This window comes from Paenibacillus sp. JT22N1 (assembly GCF_059692155.1).
The window spans coordinates 126,461-151,911 of sequence record NZ_JCAUAW010000015.1 but is presented as its reverse complement, the minus strand read 5'-3'; the positions used below and the strand labels follow the sequence as shown (position 1 = coordinate 151,911).

The 25,451-nt window shown below is 45.6% G+C and carries 19 protein-coding genes and 1 riboswitch; of the genes, 5 read left to right on the top strand and 14 right to left on the bottom strand.

Annotated elements, in window-relative coordinates; genetic code table 11:
- Positions 1-12 precede the first annotated feature (12 nt).
- From AC58UU_RS27005 to AC58UU_RS26995, 3 genes are all read right to left on the bottom strand, one after another.
- Positions 13-6,807, bottom strand: a complete 6,795-nt coding sequence (locus tag AC58UU_RS27005) for a polymorphic toxin-type HINT domain-containing protein (protein ID WP_497320277.1) — start codon at positions 6,805-6,807, stop codon at positions 13-15.
- A 37-nt stretch (positions 6,808-6,844) separates the two neighbouring features.
- Positions 6,845-8,878 carry an S-layer homology domain-containing protein gene (locus tag AC58UU_RS27000; RefSeq protein WP_497320275.1) on the bottom strand — a complete coding sequence of 678 codons (2,034 nt, stop codon included), beginning with the start codon at positions 8,876-8,878 and terminating at the stop codon, positions 6,845-6,847.
- Positions 8,879-8,925: 47 nt separating this feature from the next.
- Positions 8,926-9,020: riboswitch (cyclic di-GMP riboswitch) on the bottom strand.
- Between the two features lie 199 nt (positions 9,021-9,219).
- Positions 9,220-9,909: a 3D domain-containing protein gene (locus AC58UU_RS26995; protein WP_497320274.1), complete on the bottom strand. Its 690-nt coding sequence runs from the start codon at positions 9,907-9,909 to the stop codon at positions 9,220-9,222.
- 408 nt (positions 9,910-10,317) lie between these two features.
- On the opposite strand from AC58UU_RS26995, the gene AC58UU_RS26990 reads away from it, so the two are divergent.
- On the top strand, positions 10,318-10,659 hold the full coding sequence (locus tag AC58UU_RS26990; RefSeq protein WP_156396625.1) for an ArsR/SmtB family transcription factor: 342 nt from the start codon (positions 10,318-10,320) through the stop codon (positions 10,657-10,659).
- 2 nt (positions 10,660-10,661) lie between these two features.
- Entirely contained in the window at positions 10,662-11,195 is a 534-nt protein-coding gene (locus AC58UU_RS26985) for an SRPBCC family protein (RefSeq protein WP_497320273.1), read from the top strand.
- 236 nt (positions 11,196-11,431) lie between these two features.
- Here AC58UU_RS26985 and AC58UU_RS26980 read toward each other — a convergent pair whose 3' ends face one another.
- Positions 11,432-12,145: a MerR family DNA-binding transcriptional regulator gene (locus AC58UU_RS26980; RefSeq protein WP_497320272.1), complete on the bottom strand. Its 714-nt coding sequence runs from the start codon at positions 12,143-12,145 to the stop codon at positions 11,432-11,434.
- Between the two features lie 184 nt (positions 12,146-12,329).
- Between AC58UU_RS26980 and AC58UU_RS26975 the strand changes: the two genes are divergently transcribed.
- Entirely contained in the window at positions 12,330-12,956 is a 627-nt protein-coding gene (locus AC58UU_RS26975; protein ID WP_497320270.1) for a DUF5701 family protein, read from the top strand.
- 42 nt (positions 12,957-12,998) lie between these two features.
- Here the strand turns inward: AC58UU_RS26975 and AC58UU_RS26970 are convergent, their stop codons facing one another.
- The 3 genes from AC58UU_RS26970 to AC58UU_RS26960 are packed head-to-tail and all read right to left on the bottom strand — an operon-like array spanning position 12,999 to position 14,946.
- Complete coding sequence (locus AC58UU_RS26970; RefSeq protein ID WP_497320269.1) at positions 12,999-13,637, bottom strand: hypothetical protein; 639 nt, start codon at positions 13,635-13,637, stop codon at positions 12,999-13,001.
- A 44-nt stretch (positions 13,638-13,681) separates the two neighbouring features.
- Entirely contained in the window at positions 13,682-14,578 is an 897-nt protein-coding gene (locus tag AC58UU_RS26965) for an ABC transporter ATP-binding protein (protein WP_497320268.1), read from the bottom strand.
- On the bottom strand, positions 14,578-14,946 hold the full coding sequence (locus AC58UU_RS26960; protein WP_307435581.1) for a GntR family transcriptional regulator: 369 nt from the start codon (positions 14,944-14,946) through the stop codon (positions 14,578-14,580). Before AC58UU_RS26960 ends, AC58UU_RS26965 begins: the two co-directional genes overlap by 1 nt.
- A gap of 559 nt (positions 14,947-15,505) precedes the next feature.
- Between AC58UU_RS26960 and AC58UU_RS26955 the strand changes: the two genes are divergently transcribed.
- Positions 15,506-16,492 (top strand): metallophosphoesterase family protein, encoded by a 987-nt coding sequence (locus tag AC58UU_RS26955; RefSeq protein WP_497320267.1) that lies wholly within the window; start codon positions 15,506-15,508, stop codon positions 16,490-16,492.
- Between the two features lie 60 nt (positions 16,493-16,552).
- On the top strand, positions 16,553-16,822 hold the full coding sequence (locus AC58UU_RS26950; RefSeq protein ID WP_497320266.1) for a LysM peptidoglycan-binding domain-containing protein: 270 nt from the start codon (positions 16,553-16,555) through the stop codon (positions 16,820-16,822).
- A gap of 92 nt (positions 16,823-16,914) precedes the next feature.
- On the opposite strand, the gene AC58UU_RS26945 is transcribed toward AC58UU_RS26950, so the two are convergent.
- The 7 genes from AC58UU_RS26945 to AC58UU_RS26915 form a co-directional block, all read right to left on the bottom strand.
- A complete protein-coding gene (locus AC58UU_RS26945) occupies positions 16,915-19,104 on the bottom strand; it encodes a hypothetical protein (RefSeq protein WP_497320265.1) in 2,190 nt (729 codons plus the stop codon).
- A gap of 21 nt (positions 19,105-19,125) precedes the next feature.
- On the bottom strand, positions 19,126-20,304 hold the full coding sequence (locus AC58UU_RS26940; RefSeq protein WP_497320264.1) for an ABC transporter permease: 1,179 nt from the start codon (positions 20,302-20,304) through the stop codon (positions 19,126-19,128).
- A complete protein-coding gene (locus AC58UU_RS26935) occupies positions 20,301-21,026 on the bottom strand; it encodes an ABC transporter ATP-binding protein (protein WP_497320381.1) in 726 nt (241 codons plus the stop codon). Before AC58UU_RS26935 ends, AC58UU_RS26940 begins: the two co-directional genes overlap by 4 nt.
- Before the next feature lie 34 nt (positions 21,027-21,060).
- Positions 21,061-22,743 (bottom strand): permuted SH3 domain-containing protein, encoded by a 1,683-nt coding sequence (locus tag AC58UU_RS26930; protein ID WP_497320263.1) that lies wholly within the window; start codon positions 22,741-22,743, stop codon positions 21,061-21,063.
- A gap of 732 nt (positions 22,744-23,475) precedes the next feature.
- The gene (locus tag AC58UU_RS26925) at positions 23,476-24,564 is read right to left on the bottom strand and encodes a hypothetical protein (RefSeq protein ID WP_497320262.1); all 1,089 of its coding nucleotides are present in this window, start codon (positions 24,562-24,564) and stop codon (positions 23,476-23,478) included.
- Positions 24,565-24,752: 188 nt separating this feature from the next.
- On the bottom strand, positions 24,753-25,046 hold the full coding sequence (locus AC58UU_RS26920; protein WP_497320260.1) for a type II toxin-antitoxin system RelE family toxin: 294 nt from the start codon (positions 25,044-25,046) through the stop codon (positions 24,753-24,755).
- Positions 25,039-25,308, bottom strand: a complete 270-nt coding sequence (locus AC58UU_RS26915) for a hypothetical protein (RefSeq protein ID WP_497320259.1) — start codon at positions 25,306-25,308, stop codon at positions 25,039-25,041. Before AC58UU_RS26915 ends, AC58UU_RS26920 begins: the two co-directional genes overlap by 8 nt.
- Positions 25,309-25,451: the final 143 nt, after the last annotated feature.

Here is a 25,451-nt window from a genome sequence, read left to right as displayed (position 1 = left end):
AGATTCCGTCCCTTATTTTATTTTTGTAAAATTGACATAATGATCATTTGTATAATAAATTGAACCATCACTACCTGATACAAACCTTTCTGCGTCACGGTCTTGATCAGGAATTTTATTATTAATATCAAACTCTTTATAAGTAATAGAATTTCCTGCACTATCTACTGTTGGTAGCTTTAAATCATCATTACCAAATTTCCCTCCGGCTTTTGTCCCTTTTGTTTGACCAGAAACAGGACCTTTCCAACCACCTTTGTCATATTTATCAAAAGCGGCTTTTGCATTTTGTGGTAAGTTGTCATAGCTACCAATGCCAAAAGAACAATTTGTATTATGAACCCAAATCCCAATGTCACTGACGAAATACGTATGGAAATCAGCAACTGTAAAATTGTAGACTTTTACTTTTTCCTTGTGATGTATAATTTCAATATTGTCAATTGTGAGTTGATTTCCGTTACTTTGTACTAATTCATCGCCTACCTTCAAATCAACTGCTAACACCCATCCCTTGCCATATACCCAAAATGGATGATTGTCAGTTGTCTCAATAATTTGGTTACCCACCGACAACTTATAGGTTGTATCTTTCTCGTTGCGATGAAGGGCAATAACTTCCTTATAAGCCTGTTCTCCAGTCTCTTCATTCTTGGAAAGAACCTTATCTCCGACCTCAATGTCTTCGATATTCTTCTCCCCTTCGTCTGTTTGAACCTTAGTTCCAGCAGTAAAGCAGTTACATGGATTTAAGGCTTTTTCGATTTTTAGTACTTTTGCTAATTTCGGCGCTTTAGCAATAATTTTTGCTGCAAGTGCACTACTGCCTGCTCCTCCTGTCGCTACCGTCACAGCCAAGTCTGCTACTGCTAATATAGCTTTTCCAAAATACTCCCCGTACGTTTCGTCTTCTTCTTTTGTCCCTTTATTGTTATATATGTGGTTGAAATTCTGATAAAGATGGACGAAAGGCGTGATGTACTCTTCTGCGAGTACACCCTTCAAATCATCAAATCCAATATCTCCGCCAACTAATGCTTTCGTAAATTCCCACATACCCTCATACGTATCCCAATCAGCTAAGGAACTAATATTATCGACAGCATTATTCCATAAATACGAACTTGCTCCTTTTGTGACATTCCATGACGTGTTCAAGCTTATATTTCCACTTGGATCAACATATAACAGTGGATTATTACTTACATAAGCATACCCATTCTGGCTCTGCGGATTCCCTAATGTGCCCTTATACGTATCCTCACTAATAAACCGTCCAAGCTCCGGCTTATAGTATCTCGCTCTAGCATAAGACATCCCGCTATAATAATCATACCCTAATCCCGTATATCCGAAAAGGTTATCCGGTCCAGGCCAGTTGACGTCAAATTTCTTCGCATCCGTTGGGGTACCGAATTCATCGTAGTGGTAACGTGATGAGACGCGGCCATCCTTCTCAATCAAGCCTACTGCGCTGCCTAGAGCGTCGTTAAGGTACCACAAAGTTCTTGGCGCTACGCCCTTTTCAGCTCCTGCTGTACCGTCATGAGGATCCCATCCGTTATTGGCATCATAGGCTGGTAGATACGTCATGGAGATCCGTTCTCCGCCAGCTCCATAAGTATAGGATTCTTTCCAGCGGTAGAAGTCGTTAGATCCGCTTAACTGATCTTTATCCGTTACTTGGAGCGGTTCGGGATTCGCCAAGCTTACATCATTGGTATAGTTGAACTCCCAATGCTTCTTCTTGAATTGCTTCTCCCAACCTTCACGAGGTCCTCCCGGATGCATGTCTGGGTATTGCTCTTCTACCTGTCCGCATTTCTTGGCTAGACCTGGAGGAATGAAGCCTGGCGGTACTTCATGGCATTTATTTTTGCCGTTTCCGTTGACATTACCGTTACCATTATTGCCATTACCATTACCATTACCATTACCATTACCGTTTCCGTTGTTTCCATTACCATTGCTATTACCTTGTCCGTTTCCACCTACACTGTGATCCGTCGGACCATGTTCCACGTCAACAATCATCTTCGTCCGATTGCCATCTCCATCGTAGAAGAATTGGGAGATGTCTTTCTTCGCGCTTCGATGCTGCTTCAGGCGATTAGCCGAATCCCAGATGTATTCTTCCATCAACTCTGGGGAAGAATTGCTGCTTGCACTTCGTATGGACGGGTTACTACCATATACACCGTTTGTAACCGATCCTGGACCGTACACTTGGCTAAGCACCGTTGGACTGATCAAGCTTGTTATTGCCTCATCATCCTCGTCATCTTCTAGCCCCATTACCCGTAACAAATTGCCTCGCGGATCATATGTGAAGTCCTTGTAGTTACTTCCGCTTTGCCAATGAAGCAGCTTATCTGCGGGATCATACGTATAGGCTTCGGTATTCGATAACGAATCCCATATACTCTGTTTCGCTAGACGATTGCCTACCGCGTCGTAGCTGTAGTTCGTTAACGATGGCGTTGCCGCTGTCTGATCATTATACTGTTTCACTTGTGTTAATTGATTCAGCGCATCATAAGCGTATTCGGTAATCATTGATTCCTGATGATCACCACTGTCCTCATCATCTTCGTCGTTACTGTCTTCCATGCGGGCTATTCTGGAACGGTTACCTACAGGATCATACGCATACTGCAGTTGTTCCACGACCTTACCATGTTGATTCGCATGTCGAATGTTCAGCACTTGACCAAGCGCATCGTACTGGTATGTACTCACGCCTTGCGTCGGCAGCTTCTTCTCTGTTAACAAGCCACGCTTGTCGTACGTGTAGCTCGTCGTCAGTCCACCGACATCAGTGACGCCCGTCATGCGATCCATCAGGTCATACTGATACGTGACGGCAGTCTGATCCGGGTACACAACTTTGCTGCGCTGTCCGGTTGGTGTCCACTCATAACCGATAGTCTGGTTGGCGCCGTTCGTGACCCCAGTCAGACGATTCAAAGCATCATACGCATATGAGGTCGTTCCGGTCGAATCGTTCATAGAAGTACGTCGACCGATGGTATCGTATGCATAGTTGACCTTTTTCCCATCGGAGTAGCCGATTTCCTTTAGTCGGTTCATCGGATCATATTGATAGGCCGTTAGTTTGTTATCCGGGTATTTAATATGATCCACATTGCCGTTTCTATCATAGCTTAATTGTGTAAGTTGATCTAATGGATTTTTCTGTTTAACAAGTTGATTTCGTTTATTGTACTCGTATCCCGTTACACGCATGAGAGCATCGGTTTTACTCGTTATATTCCCTACAGCGTCATAGGTGTAGCTTGTTGTTGCTTTCAACGCATTGGTTACCGATGTTAACCTGCCCAGCGGATCATAGTCATACGCTGTCGTTTGCTGTTTGGCGTCGGTTATGCTTTTCAAGCGCCCGAGCGGATCATAATTCATTGCGGTTGCTTGATTCATCGAGTCTACAATCGACGTAACAAAACCTAATGCATTATAACCGTACTGGGTCGTTGCTCCCGACTCATCCGCAGACGTACGGACTCGGCCCAGTTCATCTCGCTCTAGAGATGTCGTATTACCGAGCGGATCCTTCGTGCTTGTCAACAATCCACGAGCATCGTAGAACATTTCCCAAACAGCGCCACCCGGTTTGATCGTCTTGGTTAAATGTCCGGCTTTATCATATTCAAAAGATGTTGCAAAATTCAGCGCATCCGTCACTTTAATTAAACGGCCTACTGCGTCATAGCCATATTTGGTACCATGGCCTAATGCGTTCGTTTCGTTAATTAAGCGGCCCACATGATCATAAGTATAGGTAGTTATAGCGCCTGAGGCATCCTTTACTTGATCAGGTAAATTCCGCTCATCATAATGAATTTCCGTAATGCCGCCCTCCGGATCCTTGGTCCAATTGAGATTGCCATTGCCGTCATATCTGAATTCCGTCACTAACGTAATATCTTGACCTTGTTCGTTCTTATCCTTAACGATCATGGTCTCCATACGGTTGACGTTATTATATAGATACTCGGTCTCCGCTCCATTCGGAGCTACTTTCCGCTTCATATTTCCTACAGCATCATAAAAGAACTCCGTCGTATTGGAGAGATCGTCCGTTACGGTTTTGATTCGATTAAATTCATAGGTGAAGCGCGTTTCTGCACCGGCAGCATCCTTATGGTATTTCAGATTGCTGTCTTTATCGTATTGAAACTCTTCCCGATTATGAAGTGCATCGATCTTGGCTGTGACACGGTCGCGTGAGTCATATTCCATTGAACTGACTTGACCCAATGCGTCCACAATTTCGGTTACGCGATTGAGGCCATCCCGTTGTAAATGCTTCTTGTAGCCAAGCGGATCGGTTACAAATTCTACAAATCCATTACTGTAGTTAGAAAGCACCACCGTCTCGCCCTTGGGATTCACGATGCTTGTTGGAACGCCACGTCCATCGCGGTTAATTCGGCTTAACTCACCCAAGGCGTTGGTGATGGTATCCATATTGCCATTGCCGTCATACCCGATGATGGTTTTGCTCCCAAGAGCATCTGTAACTTCATCCGGTTTGTTGAAGGCATTGTAATGCATGGTCGTTGTATGGTTTAACGGATCAATGGTTTGAAGCAGATTTCCATTAGGATCATAGACGTATCTCCACGAATTGCCTCTACGATCTATTTTGAGCGTCATATTGTCGTTAATGTCATATTCAAAACGTTCTGATGTGCCGTCCGGATAATGAATCGCTGTTTGACGGAACCGGTCATCGTATTCAAACGTTTTGATTCTGCCTAATGAATCTTTGGTGACGGTTTGATGTTCCTCTGGGAAATACTGTACTTCTCCGTCTGCTCCGTAAAAATCCCTTTGAAAAACGACACGTCCCTGCTCGTCGTACGTATTTTTCAACGTCGATGTTGCATTCGGGTTCACGATTTCTTCCATTTGGTGCTTCTTGTTGTACCCGAACTGGAGAATACCTTGATCTGGCAAGTGGATCGCCTTTAAATCATGCGTCAGTTCGTCGTACTCATAAGTTACCTGGCGACCGGTATGATCCGTCAACGTCTTGATCTTGCCGCCTTTTTCGTAATTGATATCTATCGAGGCACCATCCGTTGCTACCCTGATTAATGAACTTCCTTTGTAAGATAATTGCGTCTGGTTTCCGTTCGTATCTTTAATCTGGTAGAGCATGCCGTCCTGACGGAAAATATAGCTCCAACCTTGTGGATTAACCATGCGATAGGTGCCGTCAGAAAGCTTGGTAATCTGGTTGTACGTTCCTGCCGGGGTTTGGTAAGTCCCATTTTCTTTAGGTGTATAGAAGTAGGCTGCACCATCCGGTGTTATGAGATAGAAATTACCTTGATCGCGATGTTCGATTCGCCATTCATAGGTGTGATGCCAACCGTAGCCAACGGCTCCATCATAAGTATCACGACTATGGTAAGTAACACCAAACTCAAGCGGCATCACCGCTTGTAAGGACATGTTCGTGTGATGGAAATCAAAGTCACCTGTGGCCAAGTTAATTGGATCCCACCATACAGGCTTGTTGAAGCCCCGATTATGGGTGATTTGTTCAAATTTCAAGTCGTCACTAAATTCTTTATAAGAAATTTGCCCTGCAATTTTCGGCTCTTCAATAATTAAGTTCCAGCCCAAAGGAATCTTTCCAGGGCAGTTCTGATTGTCCAAACAGACATTTAGAGGCTGAGTGCCACCATACGGTTTTGATAAGTTATAGAATGCGATTCTACGCGATCCCTCAACTAACGCATCCAAACTTTCCGTTTTGTAGTAATAACCAGCTAGCGCATCCCACGTAATGTTCCACTCTGGGGCCACATACCTAAGGTATTTGACGATCTCAGATATGCCCGATTTATTCTTCTGCGCATTCTCCGAGTTAAAATACGGATTGCTCGACAGACGTTCCACCCTGCCCGAAATATTTGCGATTTCGTAAGGGTTCAACTCCAGCTCATAAGACCACTCCCGAATATACTTCTCGGGCTTGTTGTCATCCCGAAGCGGAAATTGGGTAAAATAGCCCGAATAATCCTTCCCTTTAGACCATGTTAAATGACTTCCGTCATTCTGCCCGATCTCGTCAAATGGAACGATAATCGGTACGGTATTCGTAATGCGTGTTCCCGGCACCTGCTGATCGTTCTCATTTCGAACGATGTACTGGATATCCAGGAACACTTCCGTTCCTCTCTCTGCAACACCACGGATAACGTGTTTCGTTTTCGTGAGGTCCTGATTAGCAGGAACCTCGATATATTTAGGCGCCGGAGGTGCCGGGTTGTTAATTTTCACATCCGTAAAGTAGAAATATTGAGAAGCTCCATTCGGTACAGCACATACGGTATGATTGCCCTCTTTGGCCGGAATGTTACTATTCACATTCCCGTTCCATGCATAGGTATATGCCCTGGATCCATTACCAGAAACCGTTTTAATAGATTGTAACGTAACCCGATTATACGCCGTTGGCGGATCGTAAGGTGGTTGGTTTGGAGCAGGTGGCGGTGGTGGCGGTGGCGGTACCATCGGTGAAACGTTGCACGTCTCTAATGTGGTATCATGCGGACTATCCTGGTAACTCCACGAGATTGTGGTTTGCCCGCCATACACATTGTTAAATTCATTCGGATCTGCAGAAACACTGATCGTCGCCGCTGAAGCCCTCGAGATTCCGTCTCCAGGGAACAAAGGAAGTCCCGATACCACTACAGCAACGGCAAGTATACAGCTTAATGCCGGCTTCGTTAATCTTTTCATCAAACGCTTCATTTTTTTCCAATACACAATATTCTTCCTCCTTGTAGCTTACCCCTATTTACATTTATTTGTTCTTCTTTAATAGCCGATAAACCACTGTTGCAGCTTGGGCGCGTGTCGAAGAATCTTTCGGACGAATGGCTCCATTGTCCCCTTCTATCAATCCACTTTTTGAGGAGAGAGCTACATATTTTTGGGCCCACGAACTAATTTCCTGTGAATCGGAGTAAGCAAGTCCTTGCTCGGTTTCCTTATCGCTCAAAACGATAGCTTGTTGTTCGCTGCCCATAGCTCTTACCAGCATAATCATCATTTGTTCACGGGTTAACTCAGCATCAGGGTTAAAGCTCGCCCCATCTCCTTGCACCAATCCAGCTGACACCGCTGCTTCCACCCACCCATGAGACCAATGATCACGGGAAACGTCAGTGAAAGTAGAAGAGGTTTTAGCTGTAGGACTTAATTGAAGAGCACCAACTAACATTTTTGTAAATTGTGCTCGAGTCAGCAAACCATCAGGTACAAATTGATTTTCGTTTAAACCGTCTACAATACCTCTCGATGCCAAAATTTCCATAGAAGAATGGGCCCAATGATCTCTTCCGTCAGCAAAAGTCACATCGTTAACAAACAACCCATACGTCCCGGAGCCTTCAATATTTGCTGTTATTCCTGTTAATCCATTCTCTAGTCGCGTAGGAACGGCAACCCAGCTATTTCCGGACTCATTCCAGCGATAAACAACCATTTTCTGCGTTTGAAGCTCACTCCATTTCGTTTTGTCATAAGTAAAAGTAAGCTGTGCCTTCTGAAGAAGTGGTGAACCCACAGAAACAACCCAAGCTTTGGACGCTTCCCGCATGGAGCCTTTTTTCGTAATACTTAAGGAATCTGTAACGTCTTTATTCAACTTGATTTCTATATCTGTATCCTGACTTAAGGCTCCGGGTGGAATGACCAATGAAACGGAACCGTCTTTAATCGAGAGTTCGTCACCTTGTGCGTTTACTTTCTTCTTGATGAAATCATCCGTAACTAGGAGCGGAGCTGTACCACCTGACGAGATTTGATCTGGGACTTCGGTTCTAATAATGGATTTGCGAAAAAAACTGCCATCTGCATTTTTCATAACCAGTCCTTCTTTGTCAAAACCAGCCACACGTAGAGCCAGATCTCCTTCAGTAACTTTAAAGCCCTCCTTAAGCGCTAGATTATACCCATTGAGTACAGGTATACCACCAACATCTTGAACCCAGGATACTTGACCATTACCTATGTACATCTGAAAATACTCATTAGGCTTCTTAGTTGCTAATGTTAGATCAACAGGTACGGCCGCAGGATTTGATGTATCCAGGACAGCATACTTCGTCTTCAAATCTAGGTCTGAGTGCTTATAAAAAGCGGTTATACCATCAAAAGCGAGTTCCCACACATACAGATGATACGGTAGATCGAGAACGGCGCGCGTTTCGCCTGTTTTGACATTCGTAAGGCTTAACCCTCCGTCTCTCTCATGTTTGAAGAGCACCTTCCCCTCTGCTACAACAGGAATACGACCTTTACCAACCAGCGTTTCTGTATTCGTTATGAGATCGTAATGAAAGATTTCATAAGTAGAGTTGTCATGACCTACAAATTCTGAGCCATTCATATTCATGCGAGTGTAATACTGCGTATGCGCATTCAGCTTCCAGTCAAGTCCTGATGAAAGCTCATATCCATACATAATCCACTTCCCAGTTGCAGCAAATTCCCTATCATCAGTCCAGATGATATATACCTTGCCGTCCTTCGTTTCACCAACCCGAGGTGAATGTTTTTGCGAAGCAAATGTGGTGATTTGCTTTTTTTCAGCCGTCTTTATGTTCTGATAAAAAACTTGGAGATAACCTGCTGCATCCGACTCCGTCCATACCATATGGGAGCCTGAGATGTTCGATAACGTTTGTTCTTTAGCCTCCGTTGCCTGATCTTGAAAGGAATAGACCGTTCGTGCAGAAAGCATTGAATTGGAAAAATAAATCATACTTATTGTTGTGAACACCATTGCTAAAATTACTCTTTTGAACTGTTTCATTATTTTGATCTTGTCCATTAGCTGTTCTCTCCCTCTCTTTTAAGACAATAAAAAACCAAGCCCCTAAAGGTAACCCGGCTATCGTCCCATGAGATGTGACTCATGGCTTAGACCCGTGGCTTTGCGTCTCCACCTTTCGATGGATTTGCCTTTGTTCATTATTGCTTGGTTAATAGGTATTTTTACTCATCTGAACTAGTCATTTAGAACTGACTGTTTTCCATATTAATCCACATTATTTCATATTTCAACACTTTTCTACAAAATAGAGGAAATCCATACACAAAGTGTGTGCTTTCACACAAAAAAGGCCAACCGGATATCCCGGTTGACCCTTAACCTAGTAAATTGCTATCGACTTAAATATTCTCTCTATCTAGCAAATAGACTTTCACATTCTTCTTTACGCCGAATTCTTGAGCGTCATTTAGATCATTCATGAATACATCAATTCTCGAACCGCGAATAGCTGAACCTATATCCTCCGCTTTACGAATGCCGATGCCGTCAATGAACACCGTCGATCCTAAAGGGATGACAGCAGGATCCACAGCGATCGTGCGTCCTTCTTTGGCTTTAAGACCACTAAATGTGATGCCATACATGGGATGGGAAGCCTTTTTACCTGTTGATTCAACACCAGCCGTATAAGCTGTGAGGGTTGTGTTCAACACTTTTTTGATAATTTTCTTTTGACCTTTAGGTAAGCCAATCTCATCTCCACCCATCGGAATCGTTAAACTTTGACCAATCGTTAGCTGGTTCGGATTTGAAATATTGTTAGAGTTGATAAGGTCATCTACGGTTACGCCAAAATCACGTGCAATTTTGAACAGCGTATCTCCTCGGTCCACCTGATACTGCGTCCTAGGCTGAACAAGGTCAGCTTGAGCGGCTTCTTCCACAGGAGCTGCATTTCTTGCCATACTATACGTAGGAGGTAATTCCCCCCCATCTTCACTTTCAGGGTACGAATAGGCGGGTTGCACCTGCCACAAACAAAGCAGCAACGGAAGCGTCAAAGTAACATAAAGAATTTTACGAAACATAGTATCTCCTCCTCTTAAAAAATAATAGAGTTATAGCTACTAGATTCGTCCAATTCTATGATTTATATACGTCTCGTATTAATTTTTTCATTTTGATAGACATGTGGACAATTACACAATCACCCTCGTAAGAGAAACATATAGTACTAGTATCAAAAAGGAAGGGCGACAAGAACCCTATGAAAACTTATAAACCGAGTAAAAACGGTCTATCGATTTACTACAGAAGAAATGGGTAAAGAAATAAGAAGGCATAAGGTAGTATACAAAACGAATCTCGGCTTAAACTAACAAACGTGAAATAAGAAAAGACTGCCGGTGTGGCAGTCTTTTCGCTTTTCAACATACTGTGGTTGCATTCAGAAATATTCCTTGACAGGAATATTCCATTCGGAGTATATTATGTTCATGAATAAGACTTTCAGTGCTCTTGCCGAGCCAAACCGCTTGCACATTGTCGAGCTTTTGCGCGACGGCCCCCTTACTGTCGGGGAAATAGCGGATCGGCTTGAGCTCCAGCAGCCACAAGTATCCAAGCATCTCCGTGTGCTTAGTGATGCAGAACTTGTCGAGGTACAACCGTCCGCGAATAAAAGAATCTATAAGCTGCAGTTTCAGTCGCTCAAGGAGCTGGATGGATGGCTAGACTCTTTCCGCCGCATGTGGGAAGAGAGATTCGATCGTTTGGACGATTATTTGCAGCAAATGTTAGAGAAGGAAAAGAAAAAACAATTTGATTTGGAGGACTAGACATGACTCAAGAAAAAGCAGGGAACAACTTCAATGCCACATTAGAAGGTGGCGAATTGGTTCTTACTCGCACATTCAATGCACCACGTGAACTCGTCTTCAAAACGTGGACTGAGGCTGAACATTTAGCTCGCTGGTGGGGACCAACAGGCTTCGAATTAAGCGTACACACCTTAGATCTACGCCCAGGTGGCAGCTTCCACTACAGTATGAAATCAGCTGAAGGCTTTGAAATGTGGGGTAAGTTTGTCTACCATGAAATTAATTCCCCTGAGAAACTCGTCTTCGTGAATTCTTTCTCCGATGCAGAAGCTAATATTATCCGAGCACCATTCAGCGAATTCTTTCCGCTTGAAATAATGAATAAGTTATCTTTTACTGAAAATGAAGGAAAAACTACACTGATCATGCGTGGAGGCCCTATCAATGCAACTGAGGAAGAACTTAAGTTCTTTGAGGGCATGCATGATTCCATGAAACAAGGCTTCGGCGGAACGTTCGATCAACTCGATGCCTACTTAGCCAAAGTCGTATAAGAGTTTTTGCCGGTTTAAAAGATGTTTTCTGCGCCATTCTAGCAGCACTTGCCGATCCGGGCATGCTGCTAGGGTGGCGTTTTTGCTTTTTTTTTGGGGGATGCGAGTTTACCCCAGGGGATTAGGCTTGGTTTCTGAGCCTGTAGCAAGTCAGCAGTACGGTGTCGCTGAAATATGTAGGCTGAGAAGGCGGTTTTCGAGCCTACGTCGTAATAAACGTACTCGCGACAGCCTTTTTAATCGAGCAAACTCAACAATCGGCACAGTCGATATAAATAGGACATGCCGCGAAGCTGTTCTTTGTTGATTTTGACTAAGTAGTATAAGGAATCAAGGGCAATCTTTTTGGCATGTTCCACATCATGAATATCCATCTCCGCTATAGCTTGCTTGAGATCAACAAGATCTACTGAATAAACGGCTAGCCGCAAAGCGCGAAGCAGCAAAATTTTACGCATTTGAGATCGGCTAAATAAGCGGTAGCCATTTTCCGGATCTCGTGATGAGGTAATGAGCCCCACCTTTTCCCAGTGTCGGATGGCTGAACTTGGGATGGAAGTCTCCGCTGAAACTTCTCCGATGGTCATCCACTCTTTCTTTGTGATTGAAACGAGGCTGGTGTCAGGTTCCTGAGTCTCTAGAACTTGAATATTCCTCTCTGCCAACGTTTTATCGCGATGGAGATCGGCCTGCTTGTCGTTGACCAACCAAAGGGCGGCATCTACTTCTTTTAGCTGAATTTTCCGAAGGACCTCAGATGTTACATCCATACCAAACCCCGGTGCCATGGCTTGAATACACTCGAAATAAGCTATATGTTCTTCGGTGTAAATCCGATAACCGCTGGATGAACGTTGCGTAGGAGGAACAAGCCCATTCGTTTCATAATTCCTTAAGGCACTTGTACTTAGCTTAAGTTTTCTAGCAATATCAATTGGCCGCAAGTTCATGTGTTCACCTCAGAATGATCTTTACGTTCACATTTTTGTAAAGATTAAAGCTTACTTATAAGGTTTTTTTAATGAAACTTCTACACTCAATGCCAATCCTTCGATTAGTTTACCATTAGCATGAATGTTGTAAAATTATTTTAACAAAAGAACATGGTTACAGGACAGGAAGGAGCTGAATCACTTGTTAAATGATGAGTTCGATCGGCAAGTCGAAAACCTAGTGGATAAAGGCTACCCTGACATTGCTGGGGTAACCAAAGAAGCATTTAAGCAGCATCTCGAACCGCTCAGAGATAGAATCAAGGAGCTCGAAAAGCTAAACAAAGAACCACGAGCAGGATATGTTCCATTTGTCATCGTTGTTAAGAGTGACTGGATAGATGGTGAAAAAGCGATGCAGCTTGTTAAGCGAAATAACAAAATGGGCTTTAGTGTCATTGACGCAGCTGATATCAAGCGCTTTATACCTATTGAGGGTATTGAACTTCCTAAAGGTATCGCCTATCTGGCGGTGGATATCGATACAGGTAAAGAAACGCTTAACATCACCCCAAATGAAGCGATCAAAACCATTACGAATGAAAATCGCACCCCCCTCACCCTCGAGGAAGGCATTGCTTTGATTACTCATTTCCCGGATATTTTACAGAAAAATAACGGCTTCTCTCTGCTCGGTTCTCGCTGCGGCGACCGCAGAGTGACCGCTTTATGGATTAGCGCCGGCAAGCCGAAACTAGGCTGGTGCTGGGCAGGCAACCCGCATACGTGGCTCGGTTCCGCCTCTTGCGGATCTCGATCAGGAAAATAACAAAATAAGCCTACTGCAGCTGCAGCAGGCTTATTCTTAGTTCTAAACAGTAGCTCTACGAAGCAATCCATAAGCTGCCGCTAAGTACAAGAGAACCAAAGGTACCATCCACCAGAATATATCCATATAATTGTGAATGATCCAATCTAGGAGACCGCCCCACAGTCCAAAGTGCGTGAAGATATAGGAACCTACCGTACCAATTAAAAGCAGGGATGTAAAAAAGATATACATCGAAGCGCCGCCGAAACGACGGTGTAAACTGGATATCGCGAAACCGAGGAAATACATATGAAGAAGAATAATCAGATAAATACCAAACGTACCTATCAGCGAAAGATCGTTTAGAAATTGGACTTTAAAAAGGTGTAATCGCACCCACCAGCCATTGGTCGCCTCTTCAATCACAGACAGGATCGCAAGTCCTAGGGCTGAAGTAACATTAACAATAATAGCTGTCACAGCCGTTCCAAAGAAATAATCCTTCCTACGAATACTCAGTCCCAAGGCAAATGGGAAAGTTTCTTTAATAGTGATCGTTCCTGCTACAAAGGTGTAGATGAAAATCGAAGCGATCGCCCCTGTATTTATAGATTCACCTACGTCCAGCGACAGCGCTATGAGCAAATTGATCAAAAAGTTTGCCCCAATAATGATCCACGGGATAGTCCACGATGCCATTTTATTCCTCAAGTGGAGTTTTACTACCTGGTTAACTTGATTCATTATTCCTCAGTCCCCTTTCCCGCGATTGATGGTGTGCGTGTCAGATGAACGATAAGCTGCTGCATAGATACCGGTGTGAATTCAAGTCCCAACCTCTCTGCTTCCTTCCGATCCCGGTCACTTAGAACACCTAGAATTGTGGCCGATGCAGCCGCACCAATCGCCGTGCGTTCAAGCAGCTCTTTGCCCCGCGTGAAGGAATCCACAGCTGTAGCTAGACCGGAAACCGTGCAAGCACGACCGCGAAGAGCATCCGCATCTTCATTCATAATCAATTTGCCGTTATCGATAACAAGTACGTGCTCGAGCAAGCGGCTAACTTCGTCGATGAGATGTGTAGAGAGGATGACGGTCCGTGGAAACTCGGCATAGTCTTCAAGCAAGCGATCATAGAATAGGATTCTTGCCACAGCATCCAGACCCAAGTAAGGTTCATCGAAAATGGTTAATGGCGCTCGACTAGCCAAACCGACCACAATACCGACGGAAGAAAGCATCCCTCTGGATAGCTTCTTTATTTTTCTTTTCAAAGGCAGACGGAAATCTTCAATCAAAGCGTGCGCATAAGCTTGATCCCAGTTCGGGAAAAGTGATCTCGCAACCTCAATTACATCTATGACACGGAAGCTATCTGGGTACTTCTGACTTTCTTTAATGAAGCAAATTTGATTGAGCACACGACTATTCTCGTAAGGTTCTTCCCCAAATACCTTCAACTCTCCGCTTGTAGCGAACTGCTGAGACGAGATCATATGCATGATCGTTGTTTTGCCTGCACCGTTTCTGCCTAGCAAACCATAGATTTTATTCGCTTCAATCGTGAAACTAACATGATCCACTGCCGTCACTTGCCCATAGGACTTGGTCAGTCCTTTCACTTCCACAATGTTGGTCATCACGCTTTCTCCCCTCTGCGCACCATTTCCGTCAATTGCTCTACGGTAATTCCGAGTTTCTCGGCTTCTTTCACCATCGTCACCACATATTGCTCATAAAATAGTTCTTTTCGCTTCTCCATCAGCTTCGTTCGCGCTCCCTCCGCTACAAACATGCCAATCCCTCGTTTCTTGTACAAAATCCCTTGGTCAACCAACAAATTAACACCTTTCGCTGCTGTCGCCGGATTAATTTGATAAAAGGATGCAAACTGATTCGTAGAAGGCACTTGCGATTCCTCCGGCATTCTTGCTTCTATAATGTCGTCTTCAATACGTTCTGCGATTTGCACAAAAATCGGGCGGCTATCGTCCATCATTAGTCCCATTTCTCTCACCACCACATTAGTTAGTTACTCATGTAATTAACCATACAACCAACTCACTTAAAAGTCAACACTTAAACCGACATTTGGGCTAGGCTGCAAAATAAATAAATTCCCTTGGAACTGGGAATACCACTAGGGTGTGTGTATGTGAATCTTTCGGTCACGGTTAGCTGAGTTGTACTTTGTACAACATTGAGTGAGCAAATCCGCGAGTTGTAGGCGAATGATGTAAAAAATACAACATTTCAGCCCAAACACATCCCCATAACGAGAAATAAAGCTATATTGTTGTACAAACTACAACAATCACAGCTTGGTGAGAAAAAATGGACAAAAATGTTGTACACCGTACAACTTCCCCTTATTACAAAGGCGGGAACTGACAGATTCGAAGGCTTCTACTCCTCTCACTCTCAAATAAAAACTAGAAAACCCATTGCCTGAAAGAAAATCACTGCTAAGTGAGCTTGAATGTTTCCATAATTTCAATCAGCCAAATCTATCGCTAAGCAAGCTAAATATGGACAATCGATAAGTCTAATTGGAAGGTGAATCCGAGATGAAATCATTAAAGCTGCGAATACTTATCCTTAGTTTTCTTCTATTATTGACCCCGTTGCGAGTCACAACCTTGGCTAGTGGCAAGGTTGAACAGCCGCTGGCTGCGCCTTTGTTTTCGTTCTCTGTGATGAGCGATGTTCACATCACTTCCTACGACCAAGTCGCTCAGCTGAGGCTGAGCCAAGCGCTGGCCGATCATCACGCACTGCGCCCAGACAGCAAGCTGCTTGTTTTGAACGGCGACCTCACGAATGGGAGTGAGGCCGACTATCGCAGCTTGCTGGCGCTGCTCGGCCGCCAGCACCATGCCCCTGTGCATGCGACCATGGGCAACCACGATTACTACGGCGTGTGGCGCACGACGGAGGGTGGGTTGGATACATCGAAGATGAATCCAACATGGTCGAGCAAGCAAGCGGTCGCGTTATTCGACCGCATGATGGGCTACGATAAGCCGTATCACGAGCTTATCGTGGAGGGCTACCGCTTCCTTTTCCTTAGCGGGGAAGCGTACAGGGACGTGAACGCATCCTACGGTGAGGATGCGTTCCTCTCGCCCGAGCAGCTCAGCTGGCTGCGCGAGCGGCTTACGGCCGCGGGCTCGGCGGACGCCGGCAAGCCCGTGTTCGTGTTCCTCCACCAGCCGCTGCCGCAGACGCTGGATGGCACGGATCGGGAGCTGGGCGTCGTCCAGCATGAGGAGCTGCGGGCGCTGCTCGATGCGCACCCGAACGTCATTCTGTTCAGTGGCCACACCCACTGGAACCTAGAAACGACCAGACAAGTGAAGCAGTTGAAGTTTCTCGCCGCTTCCAGTGCCTCCATCCGAGAGGTATGGAACGCGCAAAACGTGCCCGAGACACAGGCAATCAGCCAGAGTCTCGTCGTGGACGTCTACAAGGACCGCGTGGTGATCATGCGCCGAGAACACTTTAAAAAACGATGGATTGAGCCATCCATCGCCAAAGGATACGACGTGAAATAGGCATGTGCCGTCTCCGCAGCTGCCCTCCCCGCGTATGCTAGTAGCGGAGGTGCCTTCAACATGCGTGTCATAACGAACAAAGGAGCCTTGCAAGTGAAAGGCCGTTTTTATATCGTTCAGTTCGGGGATTCCCTCTACGCCGTTTCGCAGCGCTTCGGGGTGAATGTTGCCGATCTGCTCACATTTAATGATCAATTAAATGCCCAAACAATGTTTTACCCAGGAGAAATCCTCTATATTCCGGTTCTCGGACTCCAAACTGGAGGGCAAACCCAAGCCACTTCTGCCTCTATTAAGAAACAAACCAAAAAGACTGCCCGACAAGGCTAGAAACAGCCGAATGTCTGACAGTCTTTTTGGTTAACTTTTTTGGTTTAATTCTTTTCGTTTAATCCCTTTTGTATGAATTTCTTTCCCTAAAATTAATGAAATTGCTTGATAAGGCGCTTAGCCGTCCCATTCGGTGTCTCAATCACTTCGTACATATTGACGACCACGCCGGAATCAACCTGCTCATTTTTCAAACCGGTGACAACAACTTTTTGCTTGCCGCTGGTTAATTTTCCAGTACCCGTCAGCGTTGCTGTTTGAGTGCCAACTATGCGGCCAAGGGAATCGACCATATCGAATTCAATTTTGGAGAAATTCGAATCGATAATCACCTGATCTTCATGGGTAATGTCCAAATCCAGACTAAGCTGGTAGGAGTAAGTCCCGCTGTTATAAAGCCAGCTTATCGAGCTATCATTCACTTTGAGTGAGAAAGGATACAAGGCAAGCGTATCGCTTTCCGTCTCTTTCTGCAGCGCTACCCGATAGGTTCCGACAGACACATTACCCTCGGATACAGACTTATCGTCATAAACATTCAATGCGAATGTCTCATCATCGGATTGTGTTTTATTCGGAAGCAGGTAGGAATAGCTCACCACATAAGAACTTCCCGGTGTAATTTGAGTCGCAACAGCGCTTTGGCGAGAGCCCGTGTAGGTGTTGCCTTTGCTGTCGATCAACTCATTTTGAAGCTCGGGAAGGGCAATGGTGCTTGTTCCGTTGTTTGTGATTTTGTATTTGGCTACGGCTGTTTTGTAGCCTAGATCGTCGTTCTCGTGAGCATGCAGCTCGACTAGGGCGACGTCTAGATTTTTGTTAACTACAGAGCTATTGTTGAAAATCAGCTTGCTGCCAAGCTCATAGTCCACAGCTGTTGTAAAGCCGCTTTTCGCTTCACTTGCCCCCTTAAGCAGGAAGACGGCAACAGGCATTTGACCGGTCGCTGCAGCTCCACTGCCAGACGTCGAGCTAGTAGAGGTCCCCGCTCCTGAGCCTGTGGATGCTGTTCCAGAAGCCGCACCGCCACTTGATGTACTTGCTGTCGAGCCAGATGCTGAGTTGCTGCTCGCGCTAGCCGTCTGCCACAGCACCAATTGAGCCGCATTAGGATCAACACCCGTTGGCAGAGTAGCGTTGAAGTAATACGAAGCCGTCTCCTTTGGAGCCAGGTAGGCACTGCGAGCGGCGTTATCGGTCGATGTCACGGATGTGCCGGCGTCGCCGAACTGATAAGAAGCGGAGAAGGATGGCACGGAGGCGATCGCCTCGCCATCATTGCTGAGCGTGACAACGGTCTGCACATGAACACCGTCTGCTTGAATCGAATACGTCGACGTATTCGCCTTCACGGTGACCTGCTCGCCCTCCTGCTGCCCAGCATAAACTTGTTTGGTGCCAAGCGCTGATGTTTGAAGCGAAGCGTTCAGACTTAGCGTACCAAGCGAGACATCCTCGCTTTGATTCAAGTAATAATATTCCAGCGTGAGGCCACTGGTCGGCATTTGTCTGGAAACGAGTGTTTTGAGCGTCATCGTATCCGATTGATTCGGTAGAAACGTTGTATCGGAACCGCTAGCAACTGTAGAGGTATATTTCAGTCCGTTAGCATCCACGAGTCTGACTTGTAGACCGGAAGGCAGCTTAACGCTGCTCGATCCTAAGTTTTTCGCTGAAACTTGCGTGTACATGTACCATTTCCCATTCTCCGTTACGCGAACGCTTTGGCCCAATTGAAAAGCAACGGATGCGTCATTGGAGAGCGTACTGTCGAGTGCATGCAAATTAATAATTTGCTCAGGCACCTTTACCTGCCCCTCCTGCACAACCGAAGAAACAGGAAGATCACCTAGATGATTCATGAAATCGGCTTTGCCGAAATCCCAACGGAACACATCGACTTTTAGTTGATCGGCTGTTTCACCTGCTGGCAGGTTAGCGTAGAATCGGAAACTTTGGTCCTGACCAGGGAGGACACTCGCACTCTTTTTCTCGCTTAATTTCGCCGTGTAGCTGTGTCCTGCTTGATCCGTAACCCGTACCCCATATTGGTTAAAATCGATCGATTGGCTTACCCCGTTATGTAAAAGAACGGAAAACTGAAGTGAAGAGGACGAAAGCGCCGCTTGGTTTAATGTAAAATAGGAGGAATTCGAGATATAAACCGCTTCGGATGCCGCATGAGCAGCGGGAACCATCCACGATGCAGCTGCAAAGCTGCCCGTCAACAGCAGGGCAAGACCAGTCTGTTTGAGTGAAACTGATGATAATTTACGAATCATGTTTTCATACCTCCTGTGTACCTAATCAAAACGCAGTGCGTCGATAGGTTTTAATTTCGATGCTTTATTGGCTGGATATAATCCGAAAATAACACCAACCAAGGCCGAGAATAAGAATGCGTAAAGTCCTACATTTATGGACAAACTCGTTTGCTGACTGGGGTTAATATAAGGCCACGCTAGAGATAAGCCGATCCCCAGAATCAATCCAATCAACCCACCCATGCCGCTAATCAGCGTAGCTTCAACCAGGAACTGCAGCAAAATGTTTCTCCGCTTCGCGCCAATCGACTTTCGAATCCCAATTTCCCGGGTGCGCTCGCTCACGGTTACAAGCATGATGTTCATGATACCGATCCCGCCTACCAGGAGGGATATCGCCGCTACCGCGACTAGCTGATTGGTCAGTGTGCTGGATGCCGTCTGTCTGGCGCTAATTAATTCGGATGAATTCAAAATGTTATAACCCGTTGTACTTTTAAATTTATTAAATAAATACATTTCTAACGTTGTTTGTACCCGGGTCACCTGATCGCCAGAAGCTGCTTCGACGTAAGCCGTCCGAATATTGCCCAGTTTAAAATCCCTGCTCATGGTAGGGAGAGGCACAAAAACCGTGCTATCGAGCGACGTCCCGTTTGTATTGAAGCCTTTCGTTTTGAGCACACCGATAATCGTGTACATAAATCCGTTCACATTAATTTCTTCATCAATCGGATCATCCGTGCCGAAAAACTGCTTGGCCACATCACTGCCTATGACCGCAACATGATTGCGGAAGTCCAGATCGGCTTGTGCTAAGAAGCGGCCGCTGGCGACTGTCCCCTTTTGCAAACTTAGATATCGATCATTAGTCCCGATGACATTGTAGGTCTCTGTTGTCCGGTCGTATTTGATACTGGTACTATTTCTAGTCATCGTTGGGGCAATTGCACTGATTCCCGATGTATTTTCAAGCTGCATAACCTCATCATAATTCAGCTGCGTGGCGCGTCCGTTACCCATCAGATTAACCGTCAGCAGGTTCGTTCCCAGCCCTTCGTACTGCTTTTCAATCGCCTTGGATGTGCCTTGACCTATCGAAACTAGCGTAATGACTGAACTAACGCCAATGATAACGCCAAGCATGGTCAGCACCGTACGAAGCGGATTCGAACGCACCGTGGCCAGCGCCATTTGGAAAAGCTCCCAGATTCTCATGAAAGTGCCCCCTCTAGCTTACGTGCAGGTGTTGGCGGCATTTCGTTTCTCTGATCGCTAATGATTTCTCCGTCACGTAGTGTCACGACGCGTTTCGCATTGTCTGCAATGTGAGGATCATGCGTGATCAAAACAATCGTGTTGCCTTGCTGATTCAGCTCCTTAATCAATTCTAGCACCTCAATGCCCGTCTTCGAATCCAGTGCGCCTGTCGGCTCATCTGCTAGAATTAATGACGGTGATATGGCTAAAGCTCTGGCAATGGCTACCCGCTGCTGCTGCCCGCCAGACAGTTCACTGGGCTTGTGATGTCCTCGCTCACCCATCCCCAGTTTCTCCAGCATCCGCTGCGCTTGTTCCCTCCGCTGTTTGGCTGGAATGCCTGCATAAATCATCGGCAGCTCTACGTTCTCCGTCGCAGTAAGTCTGGGCAGCAGGTTGAATTGTTGAAAAATAAAGCCGATTTTCCGGTTGCGCAGATCAGCAAGTCCATTGTCTGACATCTTCTCGGTCGCTACACCGTCTAACATGTAAGAGCCAGAGGTAGGACTATCCAGCAGCCCAATTGTATTCATTAATGTTGACTTTCCCGATCCGCTGGGACCAATGATGGCAACAAAATCTCCTTCCGCAATATGCAGGGTAATGCCGCGCAAAATTTGCAATTCTTCTGCACCCCGAGCATAACTCTTCGTTACCTCGTTTAGTTCAATGATATTCATCGAATCGCTCCTCTCCGTAGGGGCTGGCTCACGGCTAGCGGCCCGTGCCTCCACCATTTTGCGTTCCGCCACCGCCTGTGCCGCCAGTTCCACCAGGGAAATTGCCTCCTGCGCCACCCGGAAAACCACCTACACCCCCAGGGAAACCTTGCTGTTGTTGATTTGTCGTTGTCGCTCTGCGCACCGGCATCACGACCTCGTCGCCTGCGTTCAAACCACTTAACACCTCAACCTGCGTCTTGCTGCGAATACCCACCTTGATTTCGTGCTGCTCTTCGACGGTTCCGTCCGCTTTCTTCAGCGAAACGGTAGACTTTCCTCTGGTTGTTGTCACCACTTGGATCGGAAGCACGAGAATATCTTTCTTATCTTGTATAAAAATCTCAGCCGTCGCCGTCATCGCATATTTCAAATCATTCTGATCGGTATTCGGAATCGCGACAACAGCATCATACGTTGTAACCCCATTCGTCGTTGTTCCTACATTGGAAACGGAAGTCACTTCACCCTGGAACGTCTTGCCGGAGATTGCATCAACCTTCACGGTCACCTTCTGTCCTACCTTGACACTTGTTAAATCAAGCTCATCTACGGCAATAGCCAACTGCATCGTACTGAGGCTCGCTACTGCTCCCAACGTTGTGTTGGCATTAATCTGCGCACCTGCCGGATAATTGCGAAGGACATTATTTTTACTATTGGCAAAATCAGCCGAGAACACGCCATCGAACGGCGCTTTGATCGTCAATTGATTAACTTTCTGCTCCGCATCGTTCACACGGATTTTTTGACTTTCAATGGCTGATTGCTTGCTAATGATATTGTTTTGAAGATCGTCATTGAACAAGGTAGCAATCAAATCGCCCTGTTTCACCGCTTCGCCATCTTTAAATTTCATGCTTTTAATCGTACCGCTTGCCTCGGCGAAAATTGGAGATGTGCGTACATACTCAAGCGCCACCTGCTCGGAGGAGTCGATTTTACCATCGCCGCTGCCGATGCTGCCCTTTACCTTAAGGCCCGCCGAAAGCGTTCCATCATTGGTAACCAGAACCTCCACCGTAACCACTTTGTTGCCGTTAGCATCTGCTTTAATTTCACGACCTATCGTATCCACGGCTCCGACTTTGGAAAGTAAATAACCATCGACACTAAGCTCTACAGGGTCACCTTTTTTCAGCTGCACAACTTCTTGCAGGGAGAATGGCAGCTTTACTTTAAACTGGGATGTATCTGAAATCGTGCCGATCTTCGTTGTTTTATTGACTTGACTGCCTACATCAAGATTGGCTGCTAATGTAATCTTGCCAGACATTAAAGCTGTAACACTCATATGATTTTGTTGTTCCTGTAGCTCCGCAAGCTCCTTCTCAAGCTGCTGCAAGCTGACCTGCGCTTCCTTGAGAGTCGTTTCCGTTGAAGGCACTGACAGCTCGACAAGCACATCGCCTTTCTTGACTGCCTGATTTTGCGTTAAATTCATCGTTTTGATGATACCTTCAATCGGAATCACAATATTTTGCTTGTCCTTAGCATCCAGCTGAGAAGTTCCTGATACCGTTGAGGATATCGCCCCTTTGGTCACTTTCATCGTTGTTTGCTGTGTTGCTGCAGACGCTGGTTGCGCCTTGTTATGTACGTAATAGTATGTTCCGACTCCGCATAGAATGGCAGCTAGGGCCACAATGATCCATCTCTTCTTCCGACCTAATTTCATCCTTTATGCCCCTCTCCCAGTTACCCAGACTATACACCGCCCAGGCCATAACAATCCCTACTGGACTTAGTGTAATTGGGATGGCTGAAACCTGTCTGAGCGTAGGCTGAATATAAGTTGAACACAGGCTGAGCGTTTGCTGAAAAAGATTAGACCGCCCGTGTGGTTAACTCGGTGATTGACGGCTGGGCGGTATGAGCTCAAATTGTATCTAGCCGCCAACTTATTCATCGTTTAAGGATGTTTTACATCGTTAAAGAAAATTTATTCCGCCTCTCGCACACTGTAGCGATGAAAATCATCATTACAGCGCGGAATTCGGACAGCACGGCCAGTTTCCCCATCATTTAAGCATGTTTTACATCGTTAACGAGTCATTCTCCCTCCACCCGCACACTGTAGCGATGAAAATCATCACTACAGCGCGGGGATCGGACAGCACGGCCAGTTTCCCCATCATTTAAGAATGTTTTACATCGTTAACGAGTCAATCTTCTTCCACCAGCACACTGTAGCGATGAAAATCATCACTACAGCGCGGGGATCAGACTACTCGGCCAATTTCCCCATCATTTAAGAATGTTTTACATCGTTAACGAGTCAATCTTCTTCTGCCCGCACACTGTAGAGATGAAAATCATCACTATAGCGCGGAAATCGGACTCATCGGCTATTTCACTGAGACGACAAAAAAAGCCGCCCGCATAGCGAGCAGCTTCCTTCAATTCATTTTTAGCTCGTTGCAGCCGGAGTTGCTGTTGGTGTTGTTGTATTCGCAGACGGCGTGCCTACTGGGCGCTTACGATCAGTTCCTTTTTGCTCAACATGCTTCTTAATGGAATCCGTCATTCCGTCTTTGATTTTGCTAACGAGATCATCTTCACTGATGCCTTTAGCTGTAGCAACATCCAAGATCGATTTGCCCGCTTCTAGTTCCGTTCTCAGCTCATCTTGCGTGATGCCCAGAATTTGCGTCAGCACTTCAGCGTTCCCAAATTGCCCACCGCCAGGGCCGCCATGACCGCCGCCTCTACCTTCCCGACCACCTTCAGGACGCGTGCTTTGCACTTGCTTTGTCAATCGGTCGGATAAGCCAGTCAATATTTGGTCTGCTTGCGCTTGTGTAATCTTCCCAGCTGTAACTTCAGCGTTGATGGAAGTAGTTTCTGCCGCAACTAGCTTAGCTACATAGTCTGCTTCCGTTAAACCTTTTTCCACTGCAAAAGCCGATAATGTTTTGCCAGCTTTCAAAGCATCCTGCACAACACTTTGCTCCACGCTCAGAATTGTTGCTGTTTGCTCTACAAGGTTGCTGCCGTGACCTTTACCCATGCCACCGCGACCGCCATCTCCGCCTTTGAACCCGTTCGCTTCAATGCGCTTCGTCAATTGATCAGTTAGACCTTTGAGAACCGTATCTGCTTGCGCTTGTGTCATTTTGCCCGCTGTTACATCAGCTGTAATCGAAGCGGTTTCTGCTGCGACTAGCTTTTGCAAAAAGTCTGCTTTCGCCAGTCCTTTTTCCTCTGCAAATGCAGCTAATGTTTTGTCCGCTTTCAATGCGTCTTGTACGACGCTTTCCTCAACGCCTAGGATTGTTGCTGTTTCTTTGACCACGTTCGCACCCTTGAAGCCACCACGATCTCCGAAATCTCCACGACCTTTGCCTCCAGGTCCTGCATTTTGAGTTGATGTGCTCGTTGACGTGCCTGTCACCGTATCTGCATATGCTTGATTATGTAAGGCTCCAACAAAACCAACTCCGAGTACAAAAGAAGCTACCAATGAACCTGTAAGAATTTTTCTGCCGATGTTTTTCATAATTTGTTTCCACCTTTTTCTTTATTTTTTTGTTTCTTCCTTACAAAACCAAGTATAGACGCCTAAGCTGAATCTCATCTTAATTTGAACTGAATGTTAGTTGAGAGGTTTCTGAAGGTTTGCTGAAAGCGAGAATAGAACTTTATATACCCAAATGAAAAAACCTCCGCTCGGATAGGGAGGTTCAATCACTTTTGTTTCCAGTGAAAATCTTCACGCTTATGTTTAATTCCATCTATCCAGACAACTGATTCTTCCTCTTTAACTTCGAATACCAAAATGACTTGGAATAGTCCCAATCTTGCCCAATAGCCTTTTAATATACCAGACGGTATCTGTTTAGCAGTTAAAGAGGGTGTAAAAGTAAGCCGTGTGAACGAGTCTAAGTAAATTTTTTCTTTCACATCGGGAGGGTAAGCTCGTATTCCAGCTAGTTCATTCAGAGCAGTTTGTGACCAGTTTACTTTATAAACTTTATCCACGCTCTAACTCCTCTACCTTCATACGAAGATAATCGAGACCTGTCTGCTGGTTATATATTCGTCCATTTTCACGATCTTCTCGACTCTTTTGAACCTGTCGAATAAGATCCTCATCCTTACTAAGCACATCGACGTTCAACTGTTCAGCAACTTCACGTTCTCGCTTCATATTGAGATAACCAATAAAATCGAGAACTTCTACGGCGTCCTGTTCGGGTATAAAATCGATCATTCGCTTCAATTCTTCACGGTTCACACTCATGGAAATTGGCCACCTTTCCGATCAGTTAGTATGCTTTAAGTATACCATAGAGCTGTTGAATATAGTCAACGAGCAGGACCAAATACCATTTTCTTCTCACTTCCTCCGTCTTAAAACCAAGCTTTCAGCCATTCCTTTATTTA

Excerpts from the sequence above, each read along its gene's own strand:
- AC58UU_RS26965 (WP_497320268.1), bottom strand. The coding sequence starts at position 14,578 with ATGACCAACATTGTGGAAGTGAAAGGACTGACCAAGTCCTATGGGCAA.
- AC58UU_RS26945 (WP_497320265.1), bottom strand. The coding sequence starts at position 19,104 with ATGATTCGTAAATTATCATCAGTTTCACTCAAACAGACTGGTCTTGCC.
- AC58UU_RS26980 (WP_497320272.1), bottom strand. The coding sequence starts at position 12,145 with ATGAACTTGCGGCCAATTGATATTGCTAGAAAACTTAAGCTAAGTACA.
- AC58UU_RS26985 (WP_497320273.1), top strand. The coding sequence starts at position 10,662 with ATGACTCAAGAAAAAGCAGGGAACAACTTCAATGCCACATTAGAAGGT.
- AC58UU_RS26925 (WP_497320262.1), bottom strand. The coding sequence starts at position 24,564 with ATGAAAAACATCGGCAGAAAAATTCTTACAGGTTCATTGGTAGCTTCT.
- AC58UU_RS26930 (WP_497320263.1), bottom strand. The coding sequence starts at position 22,743 with ATGAAATTAGGTCGGAAGAAGAGATGGATCATTGTGGCCCTAGCTGCC.
- AC58UU_RS26990 (WP_156396625.1), top strand. The coding sequence starts at position 10,318 with ATGAATAAGACTTTCAGTGCTCTTGCCGAGCCAAACCGCTTGCACATT.
- AC58UU_RS26995 (WP_497320274.1), bottom strand. The coding sequence starts at position 9,909 with ATGTTTCGTAAAATTCTTTATGTTACTTTGACGCTTCCGTTGCTGCTT.
- AC58UU_RS26935 (WP_497320381.1), bottom strand. The coding sequence starts at position 21,026 with ATGAATATCATTGAACTAAACGAGGTAACGAAGAGTTATGCTCGGGGT.
- AC58UU_RS26955 (WP_497320267.1), top strand. The coding sequence starts at position 15,506 with ATGAAATCATTAAAGCTGCGAATACTTATCCTTAGTTTTCTTCTATTA.
- AC58UU_RS26960 (WP_307435581.1), bottom strand. The coding sequence starts at position 14,946 with ATGGGACTAATGATGGACGATAGCCGCCCGATTTTTGTGCAAATCGCA.
- AC58UU_RS26940 (WP_497320264.1), bottom strand. The coding sequence starts at position 20,304 with ATGAGAATCTGGGAGCTTTTCCAAATGGCGCTGGCCACGGTGCGTTCG.
- AC58UU_RS26915 (WP_497320259.1), bottom strand. The coding sequence starts at position 25,308 with ATGAGTGTGAACCGTGAAGAATTGAAGCGAATGATCGATTTTATACCC.
- AC58UU_RS26950 (WP_497320266.1), top strand. The coding sequence starts at position 16,553 with ATGCGTGTCATAACGAACAAAGGAGCCTTGCAAGTGAAAGGCCGTTTT.
- AC58UU_RS26970 (WP_497320269.1), bottom strand. The coding sequence starts at position 13,637 with ATGGCATCGTGGACTATCCCGTGGATCATTATTGGGGCAAACTTTTTG.
- AC58UU_RS27000 (WP_497320275.1), bottom strand. The coding sequence starts at position 8,878 with ATGGACAAGATCAAAATAATGAAACAGTTCAAAAGAGTAATTTTAGCA.